The sequence below is a fragment of the Micromonospora sp. NPDC049051 genome (assembly GCF_043197575.1).
GTDB lineage: Bacteria > Actinomycetota > Actinomycetes > Mycobacteriales > Micromonosporaceae > Micromonospora.
Genome location: NZ_JBICTL010000005.1, coordinates 342,725 through 368,243, shown reverse-complemented (window position 1 = coordinate 368,243; position 25,519 = coordinate 342,725). Strand labels below are relative to the sequence as shown.

Below are 25,519 nucleotides of genomic sequence, written 5' to 3'. Positions count from 1 at the left end.
TCCGCCCCCCCCCCCCCCCCCCCCCCCCCCCCCCCCCCCCGGCGGCCCCCCCCCCCCCCCGGGCCGGGGGGGCCGGGGGGGGGGCCCCCCCCCCCCCCCCCCCCCACGCCGTGGAAAACGATCAGCTGCCGAAGAAGACCTCGGCCTCGGCGTACCGCTCCAGCGGCACGGTCTTCAGCTCGCGGGTGGCCTCGGCCAGCGGAACGCGGACGATGTCCGTGCTCTGCATGGCGACCATCTTGCCCCAGTCGCCCTCGTGGACCGCGTCGATCGCCTGGAGGCCGAGCCGGGTGGCGAGCACCCGGTCGAAGGCGCTCGGGGTGCCGCCGCGCTGGATGTGCCCGAGCACGACCGTGCGGGCCTCCTTGCCGGTCTTGGCCTCCAGCTGCTCGGCGAGCCACTGGCCGATGCCGCCGAGGCGGACGTGGCCGAACGCGTCGAGCTCCTGGTTGTGCAGGACCATCTGGCCGTCGAGCGGCTGGGCGCCCTCGGCGACGACGACGATCGGGGCGTACTGGTGCTGGAAGCGCTTCTCGACGTAGCCGGCGACCTGTTCGACGTCGAACTGCCGCTCGGGCAGCAGGATCACGTTGGCGCCACCGGCCAGGCCGGCGTGCAGGGCGATCCAGCCGGCGTGCCGGCCCATCACCTCGACGACCAGGGTGCGGTGGTGGCTCTCGGCGGTGGTGTGCAGCCGGTCGATCGCCTCCATTGCGATGTTGACGGCGGTGTCGAAGCCGAAGGTGTAGTCGGTGGCCCCGAGGTCGTTGTCGATCGTCTTCGGTACGCCGATCACGTGGACCCCGAGCTCGTGCAGCTTGGTCGCCACGCCGAGGGTGTCCTCGCCGCCGATCGCGATGAGCGCGTCGACGCCCTGGGCGGCGAGGTTCTCCTTGATCCGCTCGACGCCGTTCTCGATCTTGAAGGGGTTGGTCCGGGACGAACCGAGGATGGTGCCGCCGCGCGGCAGGATGCCGCGGACCTCCGCGATGCCCAGCGGGCGGGACAGGCCCTCCAGCGGGCCCTTCCAGCCGTCCCGGAAACCCACGAACTCGTGACCGTAGCTGGCGACGCCCTTGCGGACCACCGCCCGGATGACCGCGTTGAGACCTGGGCAGTCGCCGCCGCCGGTGAGCACGCCGATACGCATGATCGCTCATCCTCCTGGAGCATCAGGTGAAGCCCGATTTGCCCCAGGATATGTGTCGGATCAGACCATCGGCGCCGTTGCCGGCCCGGGGCGGGCCGTCAGTGCGCACTGTAGTCGTCGCAGGCGTACCTCGACACCGCGCCCCGGGGCGATCCCACCGACAGCGGGACCTACCGGTCAGTAGCTGACCTCGTGGTTCTCCCCCGCCTTCGGCGGCTGGCCGGTCACCGCCGCCTTGGCGAAGCCGAACAGGTTGACCACCGTGCTCGACGGAGAGTCCCAGTACTCCGCGGAACTCGCGTGCACCTTGAGCAGGGTGACGCCGGGGGTCTCCAGCCCGTCCGGGAACCAGGTCTTGAGCACCGGGTTCCAGAGCTGTTCGGCCTTCGCCCGGTCGTACTCCTCCCGCGCGGTGCCCGCGACCGACACCCAGGCGTTGCGCCGGGAGTCGGAGAAGGAGACGTTGACCTCGGGGTTCACGCGGATCTGCCGGACCTTGGCGGAGTCGGCGTACGCGAAGAACCACAGGTCGCCGTCGAACTCCGCCTCCTGCAGTCCCATCGGACGGCTCACCATCCGGCCGTCCACGGCGGTCGTGGTCAGCATGCAGATGCGCGCCTCGCGGACCAGTTCGGTCACCCGGCGCCGGGCCTCGGCGGCGTTGGTCGGTTCCTTGCTCATGGGCCCTCCCTCACATCGGCTCGACGTCGCACCGGTGCCCGGGACAGAACCGACCAAACCTACGAACCGGTCATCGCCCGCCACCGGGCCAGGTTGTGCCGGGCGTCGACCAGCGCGTCGTGCCGCGCCGCGTCGGCGTCCGGCAGCGGCGGCCGGCCCCGGTCGTCCCAGAGCTGGCGCAGGTCCTTGGTGAACCGGGGAATCTCCCGGGGCAACGCCGGCATGGCGCCCCACAGCTGCGCCAGGGCCACGTGGTCGTACGCGGCGTACCAGGCCCAGAGCTCCAACTGCTCGCCCGGGCGGTCCCGGACCGGCTCGACGAGGAAGTCGTACAGCTCGTCGCGGATGCGCTCCCGGGAACGCCAGGCGCGGTTCGCCGGGGAGGGCAGCTTGTCGAGCACGTTGCGGCGCACCCAGGGCACGGCCCGCGAGTCGTCGAACTCGGTGGAGACGGCGTAGAACTCACGGCCGTACTCGTCGACGACGCCGATCGACACCAGGTCGACGAGCCGGCCGTCCTCGATGAACTCGCAGTCGTAGAAGTAGCGGTAGACCATCGCCCGCCATCCTCGCCCACGCCCGTCGCGCCCGGGTCACCGGGGCGGCCGGGTCCGGGCGACGCCGACGCCGGCGACCGCCACCAGGACGGTCGCCGCAGCTCGGGAGTGTCACGGAAGTGTTTTGAGGGGTGTACAGCAAGCGACCGGAGCGTCATGATCTGATGTGTACCGCTACCGGACGCCGAACCGGTGTCATTCACCTCGTCGAGGGCCTTCAGGTTCACCCGGTGAGCGAGTTGTGGTCCTTGACCGGGGGAGGGGTTGGGCCGTGGAGATGCGCCTACCGGAGCCGGGTGACGCGCTCACGGGTGTGGAGATGTTCGCCGGGCTGGAGCCGGAGGTCCGGCAGCGGGTGATCGCCGCGGCGGTCCCCCGCACGTACCGCAAGGGTCAGTTGCTCTTCGTCGAGAACGACCCCGGCGAGTCCCTCATCGTGCTGCGTCGGGGCGCGGTCGCGGTCTTCCGCACCGCGCCGACCGGCGAGCGGGCGGTGCTGTCGGTGATCCGTCCGCCGGACGTGCTGGGCGAGGTGTCCCTGCTCGACGCCTCCACCCGCTCCGCCTCGGCCGAGGCGATCGAGGACTGCGCGGCGCTCGCGCTGTCGCGGGGCGCCTTCATGGAGCTGGTGCACTCCAACCCGCGCATCCTCGACGCGGTGATGCGCTCGCTGGGCGGGCTGATCCGCCGGCTGACCGAGCAGAACGCCGACCACGTCTTCCTGGACCTGCCCGGCCGGGTCGCCAAGACCCTGGTGCGGCTGGCCGGCGAGAGCCAGGCCCCGATGATCACCATCGAGCTCAACCAGAGCCAGCTCGCCGAGATGGCCGGCGGCTCGCGGCAGAGCGTCAACCAGGCCATCGGCTCGTTCGCCAACCGGGGCTGGCTGCGCACGGAGGGCCGGCGCATCGTGGTCACGGACGTGGCGGCGCTGCGGCGCCGCGCGGGCATGAGCGAGCGCTGAGGCGTACGCACGAAGGGGCCGCGGCGGTCGCCGCGGCCCCTTCGTGCGTGGGGTGTCGTCAGGGGGTGTTGCTGCCCGGCCCGACCCAGTTGGTGCTGCCCGGCCCGACCCACTCCGTGCCGTCCTTGCCGCCACCGGACTGCTCGCTGACGATGCCCTGTGCCTGGAGCGCGGCCAGCGTGGCGGCGTCCACGTCGACGGAGTCGCCCGCGAGGTGGTTCACCCCGTTGCCGTCGGTCCAGTCACTCTGCAACATCACGTACACCATCGGGAATCCCCCTGTGGTCAAAGGTCGACAATCAGCCGCCTGACTGTAGCGGCAGGACCGGCCGGTGGACTGTCCACAAACCAACAGCCCGGTACCCGACAGCAGGGCGGACGACGATACTGACACCACAACGGCGCCGATCCCGGCGCCGGCGGGGACCGCCAGTGGAGGGTGTCATCGCCACGCAGTGTGACCGCTGTGGACGCACGGCAGCCGCGGACGACCGCTTCTGCGGCGGCTGCGGCAACGAGCTGGGCGCGGTCTGTCCGCACTGTCTCCGCCCGCTCGCCCGGGACGTGGCGTTCTGCACCTCCTGCGGCGCTGCCCGGCCGGGCAGCGAGCGGCAGCCGGCCCCGCAGGAGGACCGCCGCCGGGTCAGCGTGCTCTTCGTCGACCTGATCGACTTCACCCCGTACGTCGAGCGGGCCGACCCGGAGCTGGTGCGCGGCATGCAGACCGGCTTCTTCTCGGCCGCCCGCCGCGTCGTGGGGCAGTACGGCGGCGTGGTGGAGAAGTACATCGGCGACGCGGTGATGGCCCTGTTCGGTGCGCCGGTGGCGACCGAGACCGACGCCCTGCGCTGCGTGCGGGCTGGCCTGGAGCTGCAACGGGTGCTGACCCGGTTCGCCCCCGCCGGGGCGGACGCGCTGCGCTTCCGGGTCGGGGTGGCCACGGGCGAGGCGCTGGTCGACGTGGCCGCCGCCCGCGACGGCGGCCAGGCGATCGTGGCCGGCGACGTGGTCAACACGGCCTCCCGGATGCAGTCGGTCGCGCCGCCGGGCGGGGTGCTGGTCTGCGGCATGACGCACGCGCTCACCCGCGACGCGATCCGCTACTCCGAGCAGCCGCCGGTGACCCTGCGCGGGCGGTCGACGACGACAGAGGTGTGGCTGGCCCTGTCCCCCGTACGCCGGCAGCCGACCGACCGGCAGCCGGACGTCACGCCGCTGATCGACCGCGAGCACGAGCTGGGGATGCTGGTCAACGCCCTGCACCGGTCGTTGCGTGACCGGCGCCCGCAGGTGGTGACCGTCTTCGGCCGGGCGGGGCTGGGCAAGAGCCGGCTGGTACGGGAGTTGTACCGGCACGTGGACCAACTCGTCGACGAGCCGTTGACCTGGCGGATCGGGCGGTGCCCACCGTTCGGCGAGAACGTGACGTTCGCGGCGCTGGCCGACATCGTCAAGTCCGAGGCCGGCATCCTCGACACCGACCCGGCGTCCAGCGCCGCCCAGCGGCTCGCCTCCGCCGTCGGCGAGCTGGTCGGCCCGGGCGAGCGCCAGCGCGTCGTCGACGCCCTGCGGCCGCTGGTGGGCCTGCCGGGGACCGCGCTGCCGGCCGAGGAGACCGAGTCGGCGTGGCGGCGTTTCCTGCTCGCGCTGGCCGCCCGGCGGCCGACCGTGCTGGTCTTCGAGGACCTGCACTGGGCCGACGACGCGATGCTGCGCTTCGTGGAGCTGCTCGGCACCGCCGCCCGGGACGTGCCGCTGTTGCTGCTCTGCACCGCCCGCCCGGAACTCGTCGACCGGGATCCGACCTGGGCGGGGACGATCACCGGCTCGGTGACCATCACCCTGCCCCCGCTGCGGGACACGGGCATCGCCGCGCTCTACGCCCACATGTTCGGCCGGGCCGCCTTCTCCGCCGACATGCTCACCCCGCTGATCGAGGTGGCCGGCGGCAACCCGCTCTACGCCCACGAGTACGTCCGGATGCTCATCGAGCAGGGCGCGTTGCGCCAGTCCGGGCGGGGCTGGTCGCTGGAGAAGCACCTCGACCTGCCGATGCCGGAGAGCGTGCACGCCGTCATCGCCAACCGCATCGACCTGCTCGACGCCAAGGAACGCACGGTGCTGCTGGCCGCCGCCGTGGTCGGCGTGCAGTTCTGGCCGGGCGCGGTGGCCGCCGCGCTGGGGCAGCCCGTCGAGTCGGTGGAGCGCGCGCTGCGCCGGCTGGAGCAGCGCGACTTCGTGCACGAGCAGGCCGCCTCCACCATGGCCGGGCAGCCCGAGTACCGGTTCCGGCACGTGCTGGTGCGCGACGTCTGCTATCAGCGGCTGCCCCGTACCGAGCGGGTGGCGCGGCACGAGCGGACGGCACAGTGGCTCGACATGCTCTCGCAGAGCCGCGACACCGACCTGGCGGAGGTGCTGGCCCACCACCGGTGGGCGGCCCACGAGATCGCGCGGTCGCTCGGCATGGAGATCGGCGGGTTCGCCGGCGCCGCGCGGGCCGCGCTGCACCGGGCGGCCCGCCGGGCGTACGCGCTGCACAGCCTCGACGTGGCGGCGAACCACGCCGGTCGGGCGCTCGGGCTGGCCGACGACTCCGACCCGGTGGGCCGACTCCAGTTGGAGCTGCTCAGCACCGAGATCTCGTTCTACCGCGACGGCAACGGTTTCCTCTCCGGCGGCGGCCCGGAGCAGATGCAGGCGCTCGCCGACCGGCTGCTCGCCCACGGCGACGACGCGTGCGCGGCCCGCGCCTGGACCCTGCTCGGTCAGGCCGCGTGGCTACGCGCCGACCGGGCCGCCGCCCTGGCCTGCCTGGACCGGGCCGTGCAGCTCTTCGCCCCGCTGCCGGACAGCTCCCAGAAGGCGGACGCCTACGCCGAGCTGGGCCGGCTGCACATGCTCAACTACGAGCGGGACCCGGCGGTCATTGCCGCGGAACGGGCGGCGGAGATCGGCGAGCGGCTGGGGCTGGCCGAGACCCGCACCAACGCCCGGATCACCTCGGCGATCGCCCGCTACCAGGCCGGCGACCGGTCCGGCCTCGACGACCTGCACGCGATCGTCGAGGTCAGCCGCGCCGGTCAGTTGATCGCCCTGCCCCGGGCCATGCAGAACCTCGCCTACGCCGTCTGCGAGGAGGGCGACTGGCTGCGCTCCGACGCCCTGCTCTCGTCGTTGCCGACGCGCAAGGCCAGCGGGCAGACGCTGACCACGAGCTACTCGGCGGAGGCGATGCGCGCCTGGTTCGAGGGCGACTTCGACCGGTTGCTGGCCGCCGCCGAGGCCTTCGTGGACACCCCGACGGGCAGCTGGGACATGCAGGTACGCGGCCTGCGCTCCTGCCTGCTGGTGCTGCGCGGCGAGCGGGTGCCGCCGGCCCGCGCCGAGGGCGACGCCGCGTTCCAGGACGACGTGGCCGCCGCGCTCGACGCCGCGCGGCGCAGCGGATTCCACCGGCTGCACTGGACGATGCTGGGGATGGGCGCGCTCTGCCGGGCGTTGCAGGGGCGCCGGGAGGAGGCGGCGACGCTGATCGACGAGCTGGCCGACTCCTGGTCGGCCGTGCCGGCGCTGGCCAGCGGCGAGTGGATCGCGGCGGCCGGTTACGCGGCGAGCCTCGCCGGGCGGGCCTCGGCGGCGCGGGTGCGCGCGATGCTGGACCGGGTGGGTCACCGTACGCCCTGGTCGGAGGCGGCGCTGCGGACGGTGACCGGCGCGCTGGCCGCCGCGGACGGCGACCACCGGCGGGCCGCGGAGCTGCACCTGGCCGGGGCGGGGATCTACGCCGGCATCCCGGACGTGACCGACCGGATGCTCGCGCTGACCTTCGCCACGGTGGAGCTGGAGCGGGCCGGCGAGTCGACGGCGGGCCGCCCGGAGCTGGCCGAGCTGCGGGCCTTCGCGCTGCGCAACGACGCCCCCGTCCTGCTGGACCTGGCCCGCCCCTCGACGGCCCCCGCCGTCGCCTGCTGACCCGCCTGCCCGGGCGCGGCGGTCCCGCCCCGGTGCGCGCCCCCGCCGGCCCCGCGTCAGGCGGCGACGGGCTCGCGGGCGGTGGTGAGCTGCGCCTTGGCCTTCTGCGCGTACGTGTCGACGTACTCGCGGCCGGAAAGCTCCATCAGCTCGTACATGATCTCGTCGGTCACCGCGCGCTCGACGTACCGGTCACCGGCCATGCCGGCGTAGCGCGAGAAGTCCAGCGGCGGGCCGAACCGGATCCGCACCCGGGCGATCTTCGGGATCAGCTTGCCGGGCGGCTGGATCTCGTCGGCGTTGAGCATCGCCGTCGGGATCACCACGGCGCCGCTCTCCAGAGCCAGGCGGGCCACGCCGGTCTTGCCCCGGTAGAGCCGCCCGTCGGGCGAGCGGGTGCCCTCGGGATAGATGCCGGCGATGCCGCCGGCGCGCAGCACCCGCAGTTGGGTGTCCAGGGCCGCCCTGGCCGCCTGGCCGCCCGAACGGTCCACCGGGATGGTGCCGGCGCCCACGAAGAACATCTTCGTCAGCCAGCCCTTGACGCCCTTGCCGGTGAAGTACTCGGCCTTGGCGATGAACGTCACCCGCCGCTTCACGACCAGCGGTGTGAAGATCGAGTCGGAGAACGACAGGTGGTTGCTGGCGAGGATCACCGGCCCGGTGTCGGGCACGTGGTGCAGCCCCTCGACCTGCGGGCGGAAGACCAGCCTCAGCAGCGGGCCGAGGAGGACGTACTTCATCAGCCAGTACAGCACCGGCGTCCTTTCCCAGAGGTGGTCACGACGCCGCCGCGATCGCCGCGGAAGGTGTCGTGGGCAAGCCTACGAACCCGATGCCGGCCGCCACAACGTGATCCGGCCGGCGAGCCGGCCGCGTCCAGCTCGGACCGTGGCGGCGGGCCACAGGAGACGGACGGTCGACGGCGGCGGGTGTCGCCTGTCGACGTACCGCCGCCGGTCGTGGATACCGCGCCGGGCGACGGCGGGTCGGGACCGGCGTCGGCCCCGCCGGGCGGCCGACGGCGCCTACGCTCGTGGGGTGCGGGAGGCCGGGGCGCAGCGGAGAGCGGGCGGGCTGCCCCGGGCCACGGCGCTGGACCTGCTCATGGGCGGCGCCGTGTCGACCGTCGTGGCGGCGGCGATCACCGCGGACCTGGGCGGTGACCGGGGGCGGGACGTGCCCGCCTACCTGTTCGCGGTCGGGCTCGGCGCGCTCGTGCTCCTGCGCCGCCGCGCGCCGGCGACCGTGCTGGTGGTCAGCGCCGCCGGCCTGGTGGCCTACTACGTGGCCGGGTACCCGCCGGTCGGGTTGGCCCTCCCCCTCGCCGCGGCGCTCTACTCGGCCGCCGAGGCCGGGCAGCTGCGCTGGGCGGTGCTCGTAGGGGTCGGCCTGCTCGTCGTCTCCACCACGTTCCGCGCGGTGCAGGGCGCGAGCGTCGCGTACCTCGTCGGCTTCGAGCTGGCCTCCAGCGTGGCCATCATGGCCGCCGCGGTCGCGCTCGGCGACGGGGTCCGCTCCCGGCGGCTGCGGCGCCGGGAGCAGCGGTGGCGGGTGCGGCAGCTGGAACGCGACCACGCCCGGGAGGCGGCGCGCCGGGTCGAGGAGGAGCGGCTGCGCATCGCCCGGGACCTGCACGACGTGATCGCCCACCACATCTCCGTCATCTCGCTGCACGCCGGCGTGGCCGACGAGGCCCTCGACGACGACCCGGTCGCCGCCCGGGCCGCCCTGGGGCACGTCCGCTCGGCCACCACCCAGGTCGCCCGGGAGCTGCGCACCACCCTCGGCCTGCTGCGCGACCCGGCCGGGGCCGAGCCCCGCCAGCCGGTGGCGGGACTGGCCCGGCTGGAGGACCTGGCCGCCGGCGCGCGGGCGGCCGGGCTGCGCGTCGCCGTGCACCGGCGGGGCGAGCTGACCGGCCTGCCCGCCGCCGTCGACTCGACCGCCTACCGGGTGGTCCAGGAGGCACTGACCAACGCCCTGCGTCACGCCGGCGCGAGCGCCGTCGAGATCGACGTCGTCCGCGGCCCCCGCACCGTCGACGTCGCCGTCCGCGACGACGGACGCGGGCAGCGCGGGGACGCCCCGCGCGGGTACGGGCTCGGCGGCATGCGGGAGCGCACCGCCCTGCTCGGCGGCACCGTCACCGCCGGCAACCGGTCCGGCGGCGGTTTCGAGGTACGCGCCGAACTGCCCCTGGGAGGGACCACGTGATCCGGGTGGGACTCGTCGACGACCAGCACCTGGTCCGCGCGGGGCTGCGCGCCCTGCTGAACCGGGCCCCGGACATCGAGGTCGTCGGCGAGGCCGGCGACGGCGACGCGGCGTACCGGCTGGCGGTCAGCGAGCGGCCCGACGTGCTGCTGATGGACGTGCGGATGCCCGGCACGGACGGCATCGAGGCCACCCGCCGGATCGTCGCCGACGAGCGGCTCGCCGGCGTACGGGTCGTCGTGCTCACCACGTTCGACACCGACGAGTACGTCTTCGAGGCGATCCGGGCCGGCGCGTCCGGTTTCCTGCTCAAGGACACCGGCCCCGACGACCTGCGGGGGGCGGTACGCATCGTCCGGGCCGGGGAGGCCCTGCTCTCTCCCGCGGTGACGCGGCGGGTCATGACGGCGGTACGCGCCCGGGGGCGGGAGCCGGATCCGGCCCGGCTGGCGACGCTGACCGCCCGGGAGCGCGAGGTGCTGGCCGAGGTGGCCGCCGGCCGGTCGAACGACGAGATCGGCGCGGTCCTGCACATCAGCCCGGCGACCGCCCGCACCTACGTGAGCCGCCTGCTGGGCAAGCTGCACGCCCGGGACCGCTCGCAGCTCGTCGTGGCCGCGTACGAGAGCGGCCTGGTACGGCCCGGCGCGGCGCGCGACCCGGACTGACCGGCGGGCGGCCGGGTCGCCGGAGGCGGGAACCGTCCGCCTCCGGCGAGGGCACTGCCGCTGCCACCGACGGGACTGCCCGCCGCCGCTGAGGGGCTCAGTTGAAAAGGATTCAGCAAGAACGGACATATAACCCTGTCGCGACCTGCGGCAGGGGCCCTGACTTCGTACGCCGCGCCACAAGGCACTCCCGGAACGGGGCCCGGACGTGTCACGATTCAAGGCACGGCGTGCGGGTCGGCGCCGAGGGGGCTCAGGCGGCCGCGCCGCGGGCGCGTGATGAGGAGGATGTCCGGTGTCAGCGGGTGGAGCCCGCCGGGGACGGCGGGACAACGGGCTCGACGCGAGCGAGTACGCCGTCGCCGGCGACGTGGATCCGCGCGTCGGTGAGCACCTGCTCGACGTCCTCGCCGCCGGCGGAATCGCCGCCTACCTCCAGCCCTCGGCCGACCTGAACCCCGTCACCCGCACCACCACCGTCCCGTCCCGGCCGGTCGACCGGCTCTACGTCGACCGGTCGCACCTGGGGACCGCGCGGGACTACCTGGACCAGCTCGCGGACGAGACGACCCCCGCGAAGCCCCGCGAGGACGAGCCGGACATCGAGGCCGAGTGGGCCCGCATCGTCGCCGGCTTCCACACCACCGCCCCCCGCGGCGACGCCAACCCGTGGCCCGCCGCCGAGGACGTGGACGACACGCCCGGGCCGACAGGCGGCCCGGTGACCATCGGCACGCCGGACGAGCCGGCCGGGCCGACCGCCACCGACGTGCGTCGACTGCCGTACGCGGCCGACATCTCGGGGGTCTCGCTCTCGCGGGGCCCGCAGGACGAGCCCTCGCTGCTCGACGGGCTGGACACCTTCGGCGCCAACCTGCCCGACGACGAGGGCGAGGACGAGCGCTACAACCCGCCGCCGCCTCCGCCCCTGCCGCGCCTGTCGAAGTACGCCGTGGTCGGCGTACTGGCCATGGTGCTCGGCTTCGTGCTCTTCCTGTTCCCCTCGGTCTTTCCCGTGGCCGACCCGTCGGTGGTCAACCTGTTCGGCTTCACCGGCATCCTGGCCGGCTTCGTCGCGTTGATCTGGCGGCTGCGGCCCGGCGGGGACGACGACGAGCGCGACCCCGACGACGGCGCGGTGGTCTGACGCGCCCGTCCGCCGGCCGTCAACCGACCCGAGGCTCCCCGCACCCGCACCGCACCGCTGCCCGCATCCCGGGACGACGGCCGCCCCGCGCCGGGGGCGAAACACTGGTGTAACTTACTGTCAGTAGGAATACCGCTGTCCGTCACATCCCCCGCTGACTGCCCGGTTGTTCCTCCGCTGCGGCGGTCACTCCCTGCTGATCGGAATGCCCGAGATGCGACAGAGTTCCCTCGTGGTGGTCGCCAACCGCCTGCCCATCGACGACAGTGTGGCGCCCGACGGTGCCTGCGAGTGGCGCCGCAGTCCCGGCGGTCTCGTCAGCGCCCTGCACCCCCTCCTGCGGCACACGCCCGCAACCTGGGTCGGGTGGGCCGGCGGCACCGGCCCGGCGCCCGCCCTGCCCGACGTCGACGGTGTCCGCATGCACACCGTCGCGCTGAGCACGGAAGACCTGCGTGACCACTACGAGGGCTTCGCCAACGCCACCCTCTGGCCGCTCTACCACGACTCGGTGGAGCAACCGGAGTACCACCGGCGCTGGTGGGAGGCGTACCAGCGGGTCAACCAGCGGTTCGCGCAGGCCACGGCCGACGTGGCCGAACCCGGCGCGGTGGTCTGGGTGCAGGACTACCACCTGCAACTGGTGCCCGGCCTGCTCCGTCAGCTACGGCCGGACCTGCGGATCGGCTTCTTCCTGCACGTGCCCTTCCCGCCGCCCGAGCTGTTCATGCAGCTCCCACGCCGGGCCGAGCTGCTGCGCGGGATGCTCGGCGCCGACCTGATCGGCTTCCAGCGTTCCCAGGCCGCGCACAACTTCGCCCAACTGGCGGTGAAGGTGCTCGGCCTGCCCGCCACCGACCGGCGGATCGCCGTCGACGAGCGGGTGGTGCGCATCGGCGCCTTCCCCGTCTCCATCGACACCGCCGAGATGGCCGCGCTGGCCGCCCGGCCCGACGTCGCCGAGCGGGCCGACCGGCTGCGCCGCGACCTCGGCAGCCCCGGGCAGGTGATCCTCAGCGTCGACCGGATGGACTACACCAAGGGCATCGAGCAGCGGCTCAAGGCGTACAGCGAGCTGATCGCCGGCGGGCAGGTGAAGGTCCGCGACACGGTACTCGTGCAGGTGGCGGTGCCCAGCCGGGAGCGGGTCGGGCAGTACCAGATCCTCCGCGAGCGGGTGGAACGCGAGGTCGGGCGGATCAACGGCGAGTTCGGCCGGGTCGGCGAGCCCGCGATCCACTACCTGACCCAGCCGTTCGACCGCGCCGAACTGGCCGCGCTCTACCGGGTCGCCGACGTGATGGCGGTGACCCCGCTGCGCGACGGGATGAACCTCGTCGCCAAGGAGTACGTCGCCGCCCGGGTCGACGACACGGGCGCGCTGCTGCTCAGCGAGTTCGCCGGCGCCGCCGCCGAACTTCCGCAGGCACACCTGGTCAACCCGCACGACCTGGAAGGGCTCAAGCAGGGGCTGCTCGAGGCGTTGCGGGCGAGCCCCGACGACCTCGGCACGCGGATGCGGGCCATGCGGGCGCACCTGCACCGGCACGACATCCGGGCGTGGGCCCGCTCCTACCTCACCGCCCTCGACGAGAGCGGGTCGCTGCTGACCCGGCTGGGCGCGGCCAGCTGACGCCGACAACGCCGTCGCGGCGCGTGCATGCCCGTACCGGTCAGGGGCGACCGGCCGGTGCCGGTTCCTTCTCCAGCCAGTCGAGGATCGCGTCGATCGGCTCCCGCCACCGGGCGTCGAGCATCATGTCGTGCCCCATGCCGGGAAAGAGCAGGGGCGCCGAGCCGTACCGCCGCGCCGCCCGGGTCAACGCCGCCGCCGGGACGATCCGGTCGTCGGGGCTGCCCAGCACCAGCATCGGCGGGTCGCCCACCGCCGGCTCCGCGGCCCGCCCCGTCAGCAGCTGCCACTGGGCGCGCCGGGCGGCCCGCCCCAGCCGGCCCACGTACCGGCGGGCCTCGGGCTCGGGCAGCTCCCGGCTGAACAGCTGACGGCGGTGCAGCCGCAGCGGCCCGCCGAAGACCGCCGGCAACGTGCCGACCGGGTTGCGCCGCAGCGCCGCGCCGAACGTCGCCCAGCCGCCGAGCACCGGCGCGACCAGCACCGCGGCCCGGGCCGGGTAGCGGGCCAGCGCGTGGGCGACCACGAGCGCCCCGGCGCCGTGCCCCACCAGCACCGCCTGGCGCGGCAGGCCCGCCGCCACCTGGGTCACGTCGTGGGCGTACGCCCGCAGCGTCGCCTCCGGCGCCGGTCCGCTGTCGCCGTGCCCGCGCAGGCTCAGCGCGTACGCCGGGAAGCCCCGGGACGCGGCGTGGCCGAGCCAGTGCTCGGCGAACGTCCAGGCGCCGTGGCCGAAGCCCGGTACGAAGAGCAGCGGCGGGCGCCCCTGCTCCACCTCGGGAGCCGCGCCGAGCACCTCACGCCGGACCGGACGGACCGGCCGGGCCCACTCCCGCCCCCGCATGACCCGTAGTTTCACTTGTCCTCCAGGTCGTGCAGCGCGCGTTGGACGGCGCGCAGGTAGTCGGCGTGGCCCACCTCGAACCAGTGCCGGCTGCTGTCCTTGACCGGTCCGGTGTACCGCTCCCCCGCCTTCGCGGCTACCCGGGCGGCGAAGGCGTTCGCCCGGTCGGGACGGGTCACCCGCAGCCGCAGCAGCCGGGCGAAGAGCACCGCCTGCCAGTGCGACAGGGGGAAGACGCCCGAGTCCGGCTGCACCAGCCCGGTCACGGCCAGCGTGGGGCGGCCGGGGACGAAGGCGTTCAGCCACAGCTTCGGGCGCCCCTGCCCCGCGTCGTCGCCCAGCAGGGCGGGGTCCAGGAACTCGAAGCGCGGCAGGTAGCCGGTGGCGAAGACGACCAGCTCCGGGTCGATCTGCCGGCCGTCGGAGAGCTCGACGGCGTACGGGTGGAAGCGCGCGACGTCCGGCACCGGCGCGATCCCGCCGTGCCCCACGTAGTAGACGAGCTGGCTGTTGGCGATCGGGTGCGTCTCGTAGACCCGGTGGTCGGGCTTCGGCAGGCCGAACCGGGTCAGGTCGCCGACGGTCAGCCGCAGCGTCCAGTGGTAGAGCCACTGCCGTACCCGCCGCGGCACGCGCAGCGCCAGCAGCGCGTCGTTGACCTGGTCGGCGGGGCGGCCGAGGACGTACTTCGGGGCGTACCAGTAGCCCCGGCGGGTCGAGTGCCAGCAGCGCGACGCCTGCTGGGCGGCCTCGACGGCGATGTCGCAACCGGTGTTGCCGGCGCCCACCACCAGCACCCGCTTGCCGCGCAGCTGCGCGGGGTCCTTGTAGGACGAGGCGTGCATGACCTCGCCCCGGAACTCCTCCAGCCCTTCGTAGCGCGGCAGCTTCGGCGACCAGTTGTGACCGTTGGCGACCACCACGGCCGCGTAGCGGGAGGTGCGCTCCGGGCCGTACCCGCCGGTGCTGCGGGTGGTGACGTCCCAGCGGTCCCCGGCCACGGGCTCCACCCGGACGACCTCGGTGCCGAACCAGACGTGCCCGCGCAGGTCGAAGTGGTCGGCGTACCGCTCGAAGTAGGACAGCAGCTGACTGTGGTGCGGGTAGTCCGGCCAGTCGTCGGGCATCGGGAAGTCGGGGAACTGCGTGAACGGCCGCGAGGAGATCAGGTGCGTGCTCGCGTACACCGGGCTGCGGTCGTGTCGCCAGTTCCAGGCGCCGCCGACGCCGGTCTCCCGCTCGTAGCAGTCGACGCCGAAGCCGTGCTCCTTCAGGTTCTTGATGGCCGTGAGACCGCTGGCCCCGGCGCCGATGACGCAGACGGTGTCGCCCCGGTCGGAGACCGGCCGGCCGTCGCGGGTCAGGGCGAGCGTGCTCGCCTCCGGGTCGGGCCGGCCGTGGTCGGTGGAGGTGGACACCGGAAATCTCCTTTTGTGCGGCACGAGTGCCGGTCGCGCAGCATCCTCCCCACAACGGAGCGGGTTGTCCAGCCCCCGGCGCGGCGGACGGTCAGTCGGCGGCGGGCAGCAGCAGGTCGACCAGGACCGGGAAGTGGTCGCTGGCGCGGCGGGTCTGCGGGGTGTCCACCACGTCGTAGTCGACCACGGTGACGCGCGGGTCGACGAAGAGCGCGTCGATCCGCCGGCGTGGATCCGCGCAGGAGTAGGTGAGCCGGTCGGCCCGGTCCATCGCCACGGCGGCGTCGGTCAGCCCACGCGCGACGGTGGCCCAGGCCGGCCCGTCCGGGCCCTCGTTCAGGTCGGCCGCGACGATCAGCGGCCCGGCGACGGCGTCCAGCTCGCGCTTGAACAACGCGGCCTGCGCGGGCCGCTCGGCCGGATCGGTGGACAGATGCGACCCGGCCAGGGTGAACCGGGCCGCCCCGGCGACCACGCACTCGGCGTACGCGGCGCCGCGCAGGTGCCGGCCGGGGGTGAGCGGGAACCGCTGGCACCGCTCGGCGACCACCCGCACCCGCAGGTTGGTCAGCAGCAGGTTGCCCAGCGAGGGCAGCCCGCCGGCCGCCACCACCAGGCCGAACGACTCCGCCAGGGCCGCCGACTTCTGCCGCCACCGGAACCGGCGCGGCCCCTCCTGCACGAGCACCACGTCCGGCCTGGCGTCACGGACCACCGCCGCCAGCGCGGCCGTGTCGTCGCGCTGGCTGTGGATGTTGTACGACACGACACGCAGCGGCACACCCTGGCTCTGCGTCACGGTCACCGCCTCAGATCCGGCGGGCCAGGTCGGCGGCGCCGATGACACCGGCGGTGTTGCCCAGCTCGGCCGGGCGGATCTCGGCGACCGGGAGCCGGCTGCGCTGGGCGAGGGCGTCGGTGAACGACCGGCGGGTCGGGCCGAGCAGCAGGTCCCCGGCCTCGATCACCCCGCCGCCGACGACGAGCACCTGCGGGTCGAGGATCTGCGCCATGTCGGCGAGGCTGGTGCCGAGCCAGCGCCCGACCTGCGCGAACGCCTCGATGGAGACCGGGTCGCCGGCCTGCGCGGCGGCGGTGACCATGGGCCCGGAGACCGACTCCGCCTCGCCGCCGGCCAGGTCCAGCAGGGCGGTGGCGCGGTGCGGCTCCTGCCGGGCGGCGGCGCGGGCGAAGCGCACCAGGGCGCTGCCGCTGGCGTACTGCTCGATGCAGCCGAGCCGGCCGCAGCCGCACTGGTGGCCGTCGGGCACCGTCAGCATGTGGCCCAGCTCGGCGGCGATGCCGTTGGCGCCGCGCAGCAGTCCCCCGCCGAACACGATGCCGCCGCCGACGCCGGTGCCGATGGTGAACATGACCATCGAGTCGTCGGCGTCGCGGGCGGCGCCGTAACGGAACTCCGCCCAGGCCGCCACGTTGCCGTCGTTCTCCACGATCACCGGCAGGCCGGTCGCGGCGCTGACGTAGTCGCGCAGGGGCTCGTCGCGCCACGCCAGGTTCGGGGCGAACAGCACCGTGGAGCGGCTGGCGTCGATCCAGCCCGCCGCGCCGATGCCGACCGCCTCGATCTCGCGCCCGGTGGCCAGCTCGCGGACCAGTTCGATGATGACGTCCCGGGTCTTGGCGACGTCGTCGGCGGGGGTGTCCCGTCGGGCCTGCACGAGGACCGTGCCGGCGGCGTCCACGACACCACCGGCCACCTTCGTGCCACCGACGTCGACTCCGATGGTCAGCGTCACCGCTGCCACTCCCCTCTGCTGTGCTGCCCGCACCGCGCCGGCGGACGACCGGCGCGTGGTCGGGACGTGCGTTGGTCAGGCCCCGTCGCCCGGGGACTGCTCGCCCTCGTCGCCGGGTGCCCGGGACGTGGGCACCACGGGCCCGCCGGTGGACGTCCGGACGGTCACCGCGGCGGCCGGCCCGGCGACGTCGACGGGCGGTACGGCACCCGGTGCGGCTCCGTCCTCCGCCCGCGTGGCGGCGGACCAGACGTCCCGTTCCGGTGCCGGCTGAGAATCATGCCCGCTACGGGTGGCCTCGCGCCACACGTGGTCGTCCTCGCCACCCGTGCCCGGGGCCGTATCCGCTCCGGCGGGTGCGTCGGCGGAGGGCTCGGGCGGGGCGAAGGCGCGCAGCAGGCTGGCCACACCCGCCGCCAGGTCGCCCGCGCCGGTGGCGAGACGCTCGGCGAACTCGGGACTCGGGTCGCGCAGGGCGGCGATACCCCGGCAGACCGGGCAGACACAGCATTCGGCCGCACCGGTGGCGAAACCGCCCCCGGACGGCCCGGTCGACGCACCCGGGTCGCCACTGTGACCGAGGACACTCGACACGATCCCACCGAGCGGACCCCACTGGCCGTCCTTCGCGCCGGCCGCCGCCAGCCGGGCGGCGGCCAGCGCCGTGGCGACCAGACGTTCGGCCTCTTCCCGGGCCGAACCCGGATCCGTTGCACCCATGGTCGGCTCCCCTACCCTGCCGCGGGACGCGTCACTGCGCCGCACCGGGTGCTTCTACCCGGCGCTTGAGCTGCTTCAACGCCGCGTCCATGATCATTTTTTCGGCCTTGCGACGGAACATGCCGAGCATCCCGACGGAGAGCTCGACCTCCAGGGTGTAGGTCACCGTCGTGCTGCCGTCCGGGTTGGCCTCCAGGTCGTACGAGCCGCGCTGGAACTTCTGCATCTTCGAGGGCGCCACCAGGTGCCACTCGATCCGGGACAGGTCCTCGGCGTACTCGTAGGCCAGCACGTACTCGTCGGCCAGCACGCCGGCGTCGATGGTGAACCGGACCTGGCTGGCGTAGCCGTCCTCGTACTCCTCGATCACCTCCACCCGCCGCATCGCCTCGGTCCACTCCGGGTAGCTCGGGAAGTCGCAGATGACCGCCGCCACCCGGTCCGGTGACGCGCCGACGACGATCGACTGGGTCGAGGTGTCCGCCATGCAGGGAGGCTACCCGCCGGCGGCGACGCCCACGCCGCGCCGCCCCGGGCACGCCGGGCGGGGCGCTCCCGACGCCACGCGGGGCGCTCCGGCGGCGGCCTGCGGACAGGCTGGGCGACCTGCCTTTTCGTCCCGGCCGCCGGGGCGGGTAGGTTTCGACAGAGCCGACCCGTGGTGGCGGCAGGCCAGGCCAGTGTGAGTACGAGGGAGTGCAGGTGCGCGAGTTCTCCGTCCCACCAATCGTCACCGTCGGCGACGCGGCCAACCTCACCGACCCGGTCTGGGACAACGCCGAGGTCGCTCCGGACGCGGTCCAGTTCGTCCGCCCCGGCGGCGCGGACGGCACCTGGGCCGACGTCACCTGCGGGCAGTTCCGCGACGAGGTCGTGGCGGTGGCCCGGGGCCTGGTCGCCGCCGGCGTGCAGCCCGGCGACCGGGTCGGCCTGATGAGCCGCACCCGCTACGAGTGGACCCTGCTGGACTACGCCATCTGGGCGGCCGGCGCGGTCACCGTGCCGATCTACGAGACCTCCAGCGCCGAGCAGGCCGCCTGGATCCTGTCCGACTCCGGCGCCGTGGCCTGCGTGGTGGAGAGCAACGCGCACGCCACCCTTCTCGCCGGTGTCCGGGACCGGCTGCCCGAGCTGCGCCACGTCTGGCAGATCGACCTCGACGCGGTGGACGAACTCGTCCGCACCGGCGATACGGTCGACCCGGCCGAGATCGACCGTCGGCGGGCCACGGTGCGCGCCGACGACCTCGCCACCATCATCTACACCAGCGGCACCACCGGCCGCCCCAAGGGCTGCGTGCTGACCCACCGCAACATGTACGCCGACATCGCCAACGCGGTGCCGGTGCTGCCCAACCTGTTCGGGCCGGGCGCCTCGACCCTGCTCTTCCTGCCGCTGGCACACGCCTTCGCCCGGCTCATCCAGATCGGCGTGGTGCAGGCGCGGGCCACCATGCGGCACTGCGCGGACACCAGGAACCTGGTCGCCGAGCTGCAGGACTTCCGCCCCACCTTCGTGCTCTCGGTCCCCCGCGTGTTCGAGAAGGTCTACAACGGCGCCAAGCAGAAGGCCGAGGCCGAGGGGAAGGGCAAGATCTTCGCCCGGGCGGAGCAGGTCGCCATCGCGTACAGCGAGGCGCTGGAGACCTCCGGCGGGCCCGGCCTGGCGCTGCGCGCGCAGCACGCGCTCTTCGACAAGCTGGTCTACCGCAAGCTGCGGGCGGCGCTGGGCGGCCGGTGCCGCGACGCCATCTCCGGCGGCGCCCCGCTCGGCGCCCGGCTCGGCCACTTCTTCCGCGGTATCGGCGTGAACGTGTGCGAGGGCTACGGCCTGACGGAGACCTCCCCGGCCGCCGCCGCGAACCTGCCCGACGCGACCCGGATCGGCTCGGTCGGCCGCCCGCTGCCGGGGGTCACCATCCGGATCGACGACGACGGCGAGATCCTGATCGCCGGCGACCTGATCTTCCAGGGTTACTGGCGCAACGAGGCGGCGACCGCCGAGGCGCTCAGCGCGGACGGCTGGTTCCGCACCGGCGACCTGGGCCAGCTCGACAACGACGGCTTCCTGAGCATCACCGGCCGGAAGAAGGAGATCATCGTGACGGCCGGCGGCAAGAACGTCGCCCCGGCGGTGCTGGAGGACCAGGTACGCGCCCACCCGCTGGTCAGCCAGTGCGTGGTGGTCGGCGACCGGGCGCCGTTCATCGCCGCGCTGGTCACCGTCGACGAGGAGGCGCTGCCGCGCTGGCTCGCCTCGGCCGGTCTGCCCGAGGACACCCCCGTCGAGAAGCTGCGCGACCACGAGGGGCTGCGCGCCGAGATCCAGGGTGCGGTCGACACCGCCAACCAGGCGGTCTCCAAGGCCGAGGCGATCAAGGTGTTCCGGATCCTGCCCCGCGACTTCACCGAGGCGACCGGCGAGCTGACCCCCTCCCTGAAGGTCAAGCGGCAGGTCGTGCACAAGTCGTACGCGGCAGAGATCGCGGACATCTACCGCGGCTGACTACGATCCGTCACGTGTCCGCCTCGACGCCCCCTCAGCCGCATCCTCTCGCCGCCGCCGCGCGCGTGATCATGCTGGCGCTCGTCGCCGTCCTGACCCTCTTCGCCACGCACGATCCCGGTCAGCTCTGGTGGATCGCGCTGCTGGCGATCGCCGGCCTGCCCGCCCTGCTGGCGCCGGAGCACCGGCTGGTCGGCCCGCTCAGCCGGGTCGCCGAGGTGCTGGTGCTGGGGCTGGCCGCGAGTCAGGTCGCCGCCGTGGCCACCGTCGGCGGGGAGAGCGTCCTCGGGCTGGGCGCCTCGGCGGTGCTGCCCTACCTGGCGGTCCCGGTGACCGTCACCACGCTGCGCCGCCGGTTCCGCGAGTGCGGCGCCCTGCTGCTGGTCGCGGCGGCGACCCTGCTGGTGGCCGGCGCGCTCACCGAGGTCGACGGGGGCCGGCAGCTCGCCCAGGCCGGCTACCTGGTGGTCTGCCTCCAGTGGCTGATCCTCGCCGGGCTCGGCCTCGCCGCCGCCACTGGACTGCACCGGGTGATCCAGGTCCGCAACGAGGGCAAGCCCCAGCCGTACGCCGAGGCGACCCGCCTGCTCACCCAGCTGCGCACCGTGGCCCGCCAGCTGCCCGGGGCCACGCTGGACCCGGGCGGCATCTCCGAGCACCTGCTGGAGGAACTGCGCGCGGTGGCCCGGGCGGACCGGGCGGCCGTGCTGTCGGCCAGCGGCGGCGGCCGGCTGGTGGTGCTCGCCCAGGTGGGCGTGGACCGGGTCGACTGGGAGACGACGCTGGACGCGGACTCGGCCATCGCCGACGCGTGGGCCAGCCAGCAGCCGCACACCGCCGCCCGGTCACAGGCCCGCTCGCACCGCGGGGGCGACGTCTCCGCGCTGATCGTGCCGCTGGTGGCGGGGGTACGCACCGTCGGGCTGGTGGTGCTGGAGGCGGACGCGGCGCAGGCGTACCCGCCGGGCGTGGTGTCCCGGGTGACCGGGCTGACCCGCCCGGCCGCGCTGCGGCTGGAGGCGGCGCTGCTCTTCGACGAGGTCCGTTCGCTGGCCACCAACGAGGAACGGCAGCGGCTGGCCCGGGAGATCCACGACGGGGTGGCGCAGGAACTCGTGATGGTCGGCTACGGCATCGACAACGCCCTGGCGTACGTCGACGAGGACCCGCAGGAGACCGCCGAGGCGCTGCGCACGCTGCGCGGCGAGGTGACCCGGGTGATCACCGAGCTGCGGCTGAGCCTCTTCGAGCTGCGCAGCGAGGTGGACCGGCACGGCGGGCTGGCCGCCGCGATCGCCGAGTACGCCCGCACGGTCGGCGCCTCGGGCGGGCTGCGGGTGCACCTTTCCCTGGACGAGTCCACCGCCCGGCTGCCCGCCGCCACCGAGGCCGAGTTGCTGCGCATCGCCCAGGAGGCGGTCACCAACGCGCGCAAGCACGCGGGCGCGTCGAATCTCTGGGTCACCTGTGAGGTCGACCCGCCGTACGCGCAAATTGAAGTGTCGGATGACGGTCAGGGAATCGCTGACCAGCGCTCCGACGGGCACTACGGTCTTGCGATCATGGCCGAGAGGGCGGAACGTATCCGAGGCCGGTTGGAGATCAGGCCGCGGCAACCGAGCGGCACGACCGTTGCGGTGGTGCTCGGCTCGTCGCCCCGGCGCGATAACGTGCGCGGTAGCGCAGCCGTTGCAGAAGGGGAGTAACCCGAGGATGACCACAAGTCCGACACCGGCCACCCGTACCAAGGTCCTCCTTGTCGACGATCACGACTTGATCCGCAAGGGCCTGCGGCACGCGTTCGAGCGCGACCGGCAGTTCGAGGTCGTCGGAGAGGCCGCCACGGCCGCGGAGGGGGTACGCCAGGCCGGTGCGCTGCAGCCGGACGTGGTGATCATGGACCTGCGGCTGCCCGACGGCAGCGGCCTGGAGGCCACCCGGGCGCTGCGCAAGTCCAGCGCCTCGATGGGCATCGTCGTGCTCACCATGTACGCCGGCGACGACCAGCTCTTCGGTGCCCTCGAGGCCGGGGCCAGCGCCTTCGTGCCGAAGACCGCGCCGGCCGACGAGGTCGTCGCCGCCGCCCGGCACGCCGCCTCCTCCCCCAGCGCCTTCACGGCGGCCGACCTGGCCGAGGCGATGAAGCGCCGGCTGGCCCCGTCCGGGCCGCAGCTCTCCCCCCGCGAGGGCCAGGTGCTGCGGCTGCTCGCCGACGGGATGAGCGTGGCGGGCATCGCCAAGCAGCTCTTCGTCAGCGAGTCCACCGCCAAGACCCACATCTCGAAGCTCTACGAGAAGCTGGGGGCGGCCAACCGGGCTCAGGCGCTGATGACCGCGCTGCGGCTGGGCCTGCTCGAGGCTCCGGACGCGCCGAAGTTCTGACCCGCTCCCGCCGGGAGCCCGACGTACCACCGACGGGTCCGCGACCGCCGACAGGCGGCGCGGACCTGTCGTCGTCGCGGCGAATGACGGCGGCGAAGGGTTCGCGGCCGCCGCTCGACGGCGGCGAAGGGTTCGCAGCCCGCTATGGCCTCCCCGGCGGCCAGCCGGCAGAATACCGGCGCGGGCAACGGTGTTCCGCGCACCGAAAGAGGGGTGGACGCATGCAGCGGCCGGACTGGGCACCCGACGAGATCGACATCGAGCGCCCCAGCGTGGCCCGCATGTACGACTACTACCTCGGCGGCTCGCACAACTTCGCGGTCGACCGGGCGGCGGCCCAGGCGATGGTGGCGGCGGTGCCGGAGGCCCCGTTGATGGCGCAGGCGAACCGGGCCTTCCTCCGCCGCGCGGTGCAGTTCCTCCTCGACTCCGGTGTCCGGCAGTTCCTGGACGTCGGGTCGGGCATCCCGACCGTCGGCAACGTGCACGAGATCGCCCAGCGCGACGCCCCCGACGCCCGGGTGGTCTACGTCGACGTGGACCCAGTCGCGGTGGCCCACAGCCGGGAGATCCTGGAGGGCAACGACCGCGCCGTGGTGGTGCAGGAGGACCTGCGCCACCCCGAGCGGATCATCAGCCACCCGGACGTCCGCCGGCTGCTCGACTTCGACCAGCCGATCGCCGTGATGATCGTGGCGGTGCTGCACTTCGTGCCGGACGACGACCGGCCGGCCGAGCTGCTGCGGACGCTGCGCGAGGCCCTGGCGCCGGGCAGCTACCTGGTGCTCTCGCAGGCCACCGGCGACGGCCGTGGCGACGACGAGCGGGCCGACGCCGAGCGGGTCTACCGGCGGACCGACAACCCGCTGTGGATCCGCAGCCGCGGCGAGCTGACCGCCCTCTTCGACGGCTTCGAGCTGGTCGATCCCGGCGTGGTCTGGGTGCCGCAGTGGCGCCCGGAGTCCCCCGACAGCGCCGAGGACGCCGAGCGGGCGGCCTTCATCGGCGGCGTCGGGCGGCTCGGTGGGTGAGCCGCCCGGGGTGGCCACGGCCGCCCCGACGGGCACCACCCTCGGGCACCCGTCCTGCCCGGGCACCTTCGCCCGGGCGTGGGCCAAGGCCGTCTCCGGCACCAGTTACCTGCCGATGCCCCAGGCCGACCTCGAGGCGCTGCTGCAACGCCTCACCGAGCAGCTCGCGACGGCCCTGCTGGCCGAGCCGATCGACCTGCGGGTGGGGCACCGGGTGGGCACGGAGCTGGTGGCCGCCCACATCGCCTCGGCCGAGGCGCTCGGTCGGACGGTCGAGGTGATCCAGCTCCGGCTGGCCCGCGACCTCGGGCTGGTCGAGGAGGAGGTCGAGGACCGGCTGGCCCGACTGCTGGCCGCCGTGACCACCGGGTACGCGCGCGCGTTGCGGGACCGGACGCTGGACGAGCAGGAGACGATCCGCCGGGCCGCGATGACCGCGCGGGCGGAGGCGGAACGGGCGCTGCGCAGCAGCGAGGCGCGCTTCCGCCACCAGGCCACCCACGATCCGCTGACCGACCTGCCCAACCGCACGCTGTTGACGGAGCGCCTGCGCGCGGCCATCGACTCGCCCGCCCGCGACGGGGGACGCCTCGGCGTCTGCTTCCTCGACCTCGACCGCTTCAAGGTGGTCAACGACTCGCACGGGCACCAGGTCGGCGACGGGCTGCTGGTGGCCATGGCGCAGCGCCTCCGTCGGGCCCTCGACGGGCACCTGGTCGCCCGGCTCGGCGGCGACGAGTTCGTCGTCCTGGTCGAGGGCACCACCGGCACCGGAGACGCGGTCGCCGTGGCCGAGGCCGCCCTCGACGCGGTACGCGAGCCGGTGCTGGTGGACGGACACGAGCTGTGCGTCTCGGCGAGCATCGGCATCGTCGAACGGGAGGTCGCCGGTGCCTCCCCCGGTGACCTGATGCGGGCGGCCGACAGCACGCTGCACTGGGCGAAGGCCGCCGGTGGCGCGCGCTGGGTGCTCTACGACGTCGACCGGGACCGCCAGAACCTGGCCCGGTACGCGCTCTCCGCGGCCATCCCGGCGGCGCTGGAGCGGGGCGAGTTCTACCTCGACTTCCAGCCGCTGACCTCGCTGCGCGACGGCCGGCTGCTGGGCATGGAGGCCCTGGTGCGCTGGCGGCACCCCGAGCTGGGCGTCCTGCGCCCCGACAGCTTCATCGGGCTGGCCGAGGAGACCGGGCTGATCGTCCCGCTCGGCGGGTGGGTGCTGGCCGAGGCGTGCCGGCAGGCCGAGGGCTGGGCCACCGGTGACGGGCCGGCCCCGTTCGTCAGCGTCAACCTGGCCGTACGGCAGGTGCGCCGCGCCGGTCTCGTCCAGGAGGTGTGCGCGCTGCTGCGCCAGACCGGGCTGTCGCCCGAGCGGCTCCAGCTGGAGATCACCGAGAGCACCATGATGAGCACCGCCGAGGAGCCCGTCCGGGCGCTGCGGATGCTCGCCGACCTCGGCGTGCGGATCGCCATCGACGACTTCGGCACCGGCTACTGCAACCTGGCGTACCTGCGGGACCTTCCGGTAACCGAGCTGAAGGTGGCCGGTGAGTTCGTCGCCGGGCTGCGGGCGCCGGAGGCCCACGCCGACGAGCGGATCCTCGCCTCGCTCGTCTCCCTGGCGCACGCCCTGGACCTGACCGTCACCGCCGAGGGCGTGGAGACCGCCGGGCAGGCGGAGCGGCTACGGGCGATCGACTGCGACGCCGGCCAGGGGTGGCACTTCGGCCGCCCGGACTCCGCCGAGCGCGTCCTGGCCCGCCTGCGCTGACCGGGCGCAGCCACGCCCGGGCGCACCCCGAGCGCGCCGCCCCTACTACCTCCGCCGTGCGCGCAGGATGGCCGCGCGGGTTCGAGGGCGACGCGCCCG

General features: G+C 74.2%; 22 protein-coding genes. 11 read left to right on the top strand and 11 right to left on the bottom strand.

What is annotated here, in order from left to right:
- Positions 1–121: 121 nt before the first annotated feature.
- From ACGFIR_RS22865 to ACGFIR_RS22855, 3 genes are all read right to left on the bottom strand, one after another.
- Positions 122–1,150: a 6-phosphofructokinase gene (locus tag ACGFIR_RS22865; RefSeq protein ID WP_132236203.1), complete on the bottom strand. Its 1,029-nt coding sequence runs from the start codon at positions 1,148–1,150 to the stop codon at positions 122–124.
- A gap of 177 nt (positions 1,151–1,327) precedes the next feature.
- On the bottom strand, positions 1,328–1,831 hold the full coding sequence (locus tag ACGFIR_RS22860) for a pyridoxamine 5'-phosphate oxidase family protein (protein WP_393002115.1): 504 nt from the start codon (positions 1,829–1,831) through the stop codon (positions 1,328–1,330).
- Between the two features lie 59 nt (positions 1,832–1,890).
- A complete protein-coding gene (locus ACGFIR_RS22855; RefSeq protein ID WP_089003323.1) occupies positions 1,891–2,388 on the bottom strand; it encodes a polyadenylate-specific 3'-exoribonuclease AS in 498 nt (165 codons plus the stop codon).
- 271 nt (positions 2,389–2,659) lie between these two features.
- On the opposite strand from ACGFIR_RS22855, the gene ACGFIR_RS22850 reads away from it, so the two are divergent.
- Complete coding sequence (locus ACGFIR_RS22850) at positions 2,660–3,352, top strand: Crp/Fnr family transcriptional regulator (protein ID WP_121400498.1); 693 nt, start codon at positions 2,660–2,662, stop codon at positions 3,350–3,352.
- Positions 3,353–3,410: 58 nt separating this feature from the next.
- On the opposite strand, the gene ACGFIR_RS22845 is transcribed toward ACGFIR_RS22850, so the two are convergent.
- On the bottom strand, positions 3,411–3,620 hold the full coding sequence (locus ACGFIR_RS22845; RefSeq protein ID WP_393002113.1) for a hypothetical protein: 210 nt from the start codon (positions 3,618–3,620) through the stop codon (positions 3,411–3,413).
- A 164-nt stretch (positions 3,621–3,784) separates the two neighbouring features.
- Between ACGFIR_RS22845 and ACGFIR_RS22840 the strand changes: the two genes are divergently transcribed.
- Positions 3,785–7,327, top strand: coding sequence for an ATP-binding protein (locus tag ACGFIR_RS22840; protein ID WP_393146987.1), 3,543 nt, complete (start codon positions 3,785–3,787; stop codon positions 7,325–7,327).
- 56 nt (positions 7,328–7,383) lie between these two features.
- Here ACGFIR_RS22840 and ACGFIR_RS22835 read toward each other — a convergent pair whose 3' ends face one another.
- Positions 7,384–8,085: a lysophospholipid acyltransferase family protein gene (locus ACGFIR_RS22835; RefSeq protein WP_393146985.1), complete on the bottom strand. Its 702-nt coding sequence runs from the start codon at positions 8,083–8,085 to the stop codon at positions 7,384–7,386.
- 283 nt (positions 8,086–8,368) lie between these two features.
- Between ACGFIR_RS22835 and ACGFIR_RS22830 the strand changes: the two genes are divergently transcribed.
- From ACGFIR_RS22830 to ACGFIR_RS22815, 4 genes are all read left to right on the top strand, one after another.
- Complete coding sequence (locus tag ACGFIR_RS22830) at positions 8,369–9,544, top strand: sensor histidine kinase (RefSeq protein WP_393146983.1); 1,176 nt, start codon at positions 8,369–8,371, stop codon at positions 9,542–9,544.
- Complete coding sequence (locus ACGFIR_RS22825) at positions 9,541–10,212, top strand: response regulator (RefSeq protein ID WP_393002104.1); 672 nt, start codon at positions 9,541–9,543, stop codon at positions 10,210–10,212. Before ACGFIR_RS22830 ends, ACGFIR_RS22825 begins: the two co-directional genes overlap by 4 nt.
- 295 nt (positions 10,213–10,507) lie before the next feature.
- Positions 10,508–11,359: a DUF308 domain-containing protein gene (locus ACGFIR_RS22820; protein ID WP_393146981.1), complete on the top strand. Its 852-nt coding sequence runs from the start codon at positions 10,508–10,510 to the stop codon at positions 11,357–11,359.
- Between the two features lie 214 nt (positions 11,360–11,573).
- The gene (locus tag ACGFIR_RS22815; protein ID WP_393002100.1) at positions 11,574–12,992 is read left to right on the top strand and encodes a trehalose-6-phosphate synthase; all 1,419 of its coding nucleotides are present in this window, start codon (positions 11,574–11,576) and stop codon (positions 12,990–12,992) included.
- Between the two features lie 40 nt (positions 12,993–13,032).
- Here the strand turns inward: ACGFIR_RS22815 and ACGFIR_RS22810 are convergent, their stop codons facing one another.
- The 6 genes from ACGFIR_RS22810 to ACGFIR_RS22785 all read right to left on the bottom strand — a co-directional run bounded on the left by ACGFIR_RS22810 (position 13,033) and on the right by ACGFIR_RS22785 (position 18,218).
- Positions 13,033–13,836, bottom strand: a complete 804-nt coding sequence (locus ACGFIR_RS22810; protein ID WP_393002903.1) for an alpha/beta hydrolase — start codon at positions 13,834–13,836, stop codon at positions 13,033–13,035.
- Positions 13,837–13,847: 11 nt separating this feature from the next.
- Complete coding sequence (locus ACGFIR_RS22805) at positions 13,848–15,254, bottom strand: flavin-containing monooxygenase (protein ID WP_393002098.1); 1,407 nt, start codon at positions 15,252–15,254, stop codon at positions 13,848–13,850.
- A gap of 91 nt (positions 15,255–15,345) precedes the next feature.
- Complete coding sequence (locus tag ACGFIR_RS22800) at positions 15,346–16,053, bottom strand: endonuclease/exonuclease/phosphatase family protein (protein ID WP_393002096.1); 708 nt, start codon at positions 16,051–16,053, stop codon at positions 15,346–15,348.
- A gap of 10 nt (positions 16,054–16,063) precedes the next feature.
- Entirely contained in the window at positions 16,064–17,011 is a 948-nt protein-coding gene (locus ACGFIR_RS22795) for an ROK family glucokinase (protein ID WP_393146979.1), read from the bottom strand.
- A gap of 75 nt (positions 17,012–17,086) precedes the next feature.
- Positions 17,087–17,731 carry a hypothetical protein gene (locus tag ACGFIR_RS22790; protein WP_393146977.1) on the bottom strand — a complete coding sequence of 215 codons (645 nt, stop codon included), beginning with the start codon at positions 17,729–17,731 and terminating at the stop codon, positions 17,087–17,089.
- Positions 17,732–17,762: 31 nt separating this feature from the next.
- Positions 17,763–18,218, bottom strand: a complete 456-nt coding sequence (locus ACGFIR_RS22785; protein WP_393002090.1) for an SRPBCC family protein — start codon at positions 18,216–18,218, stop codon at positions 17,763–17,765.
- Between the two features lie 215 nt (positions 18,219–18,433).
- Between ACGFIR_RS22785 and ACGFIR_RS22780 the strand changes: the two genes are divergently transcribed.
- The 5 genes from ACGFIR_RS22780 to ACGFIR_RS22760 all read left to right on the top strand — a co-directional run bounded on the left by ACGFIR_RS22780 (position 18,434) and on the right by ACGFIR_RS22760 (position 25,420).
- Positions 18,434–20,236, top strand: a complete 1,803-nt coding sequence (locus ACGFIR_RS22780; RefSeq protein WP_393002088.1) for an AMP-dependent synthetase/ligase — start codon at positions 18,434–18,436, stop codon at positions 20,234–20,236.
- A gap of 14 nt (positions 20,237–20,250) precedes the next feature.
- A complete protein-coding gene (locus tag ACGFIR_RS22775; RefSeq protein WP_393002086.1) occupies positions 20,251–21,942 on the top strand; it encodes a GAF domain-containing sensor histidine kinase in 1,692 nt (563 codons plus the stop codon).
- 7 nt (positions 21,943–21,949) lie between these two features.
- Complete coding sequence (locus tag ACGFIR_RS22770) at positions 21,950–22,618, top strand: response regulator transcription factor (RefSeq protein ID WP_007072219.1); 669 nt, start codon at positions 21,950–21,952, stop codon at positions 22,616–22,618.
- A 221-nt stretch (positions 22,619–22,839) separates the two neighbouring features.
- The gene (locus ACGFIR_RS22765; protein WP_393002084.1) at positions 22,840–23,649 is read left to right on the top strand and encodes an SAM-dependent methyltransferase; all 810 of its coding nucleotides are present in this window, start codon (positions 22,840–22,842) and stop codon (positions 23,647–23,649) included.
- 115 nt (positions 23,650–23,764) lie between these two features.
- Positions 23,765–25,420 (top strand): putative bifunctional diguanylate cyclase/phosphodiesterase, encoded by a 1,656-nt coding sequence (locus ACGFIR_RS22760; RefSeq protein WP_393147287.1) that lies wholly within the window; start codon positions 23,765–23,767, stop codon positions 25,418–25,420.
- Positions 25,421–25,519 lie beyond the last annotated feature (99 nt).

Excerpts from the sequence above, each read along its gene's own strand:
- ACGFIR_RS22865 (WP_132236203.1), bottom strand. The coding sequence starts at position 1,150 with ATGCGTATCGGCGTGCTCACCGGCGGCGGCGACTGCCCAGGTCTCAAC.
- ACGFIR_RS22860 (WP_393002115.1), bottom strand. The coding sequence starts at position 1,831 with ATGAGCAAGGAACCGACCAACGCCGCCGAGGCCCGGCGCCGGGTGACC.
- ACGFIR_RS22855 (WP_089003323.1), bottom strand. The coding sequence starts at position 2,388 with ATGGTCTACCGCTACTTCTACGACTGCGAGTTCATCGAGGACGGCCGG.
- ACGFIR_RS22845 (WP_393002113.1), bottom strand. The coding sequence starts at position 3,620 with ATGGTGTACGTGATGTTGCAGAGTGACTGGACCGACGGCAACGGGGTG.
- ACGFIR_RS22815 (WP_393002100.1), top strand. The coding sequence starts at position 11,574 with ATGCGACAGAGTTCCCTCGTGGTGGTCGCCAACCGCCTGCCCATCGAC.
- ACGFIR_RS22810 (WP_393002903.1), bottom strand. The coding sequence starts at position 13,836 with ATGCGGGGGCGGGAGTGGGCCCGGCCGGTCCGTCCGGTCCGGCGTGAG.
- ACGFIR_RS22790 (WP_393146977.1), bottom strand. The coding sequence starts at position 17,731 with ATGGGTGCAACGGATCCGGGTTCGGCCCGGGAAGAGGCCGAACGTCTG.
- ACGFIR_RS22785 (WP_393002090.1), bottom strand. The coding sequence starts at position 18,218 with ATGGCGGACACCTCGACCCAGTCGATCGTCGTCGGCGCGTCACCGGAC.
- ACGFIR_RS22770 (WP_007072219.1), top strand. The coding sequence starts at position 21,950 with ATGACCACAAGTCCGACACCGGCCACCCGTACCAAGGTCCTCCTTGTC.
- ACGFIR_RS22765 (WP_393002084.1), top strand. The coding sequence starts at position 22,840 with ATGCAGCGGCCGGACTGGGCACCCGACGAGATCGACATCGAGCGCCCC.
- ACGFIR_RS22760 (WP_393147287.1), top strand. The coding sequence starts at position 23,765 with ATGCCCCAGGCCGACCTCGAGGCGCTGCTGCAACGCCTCACCGAGCAG.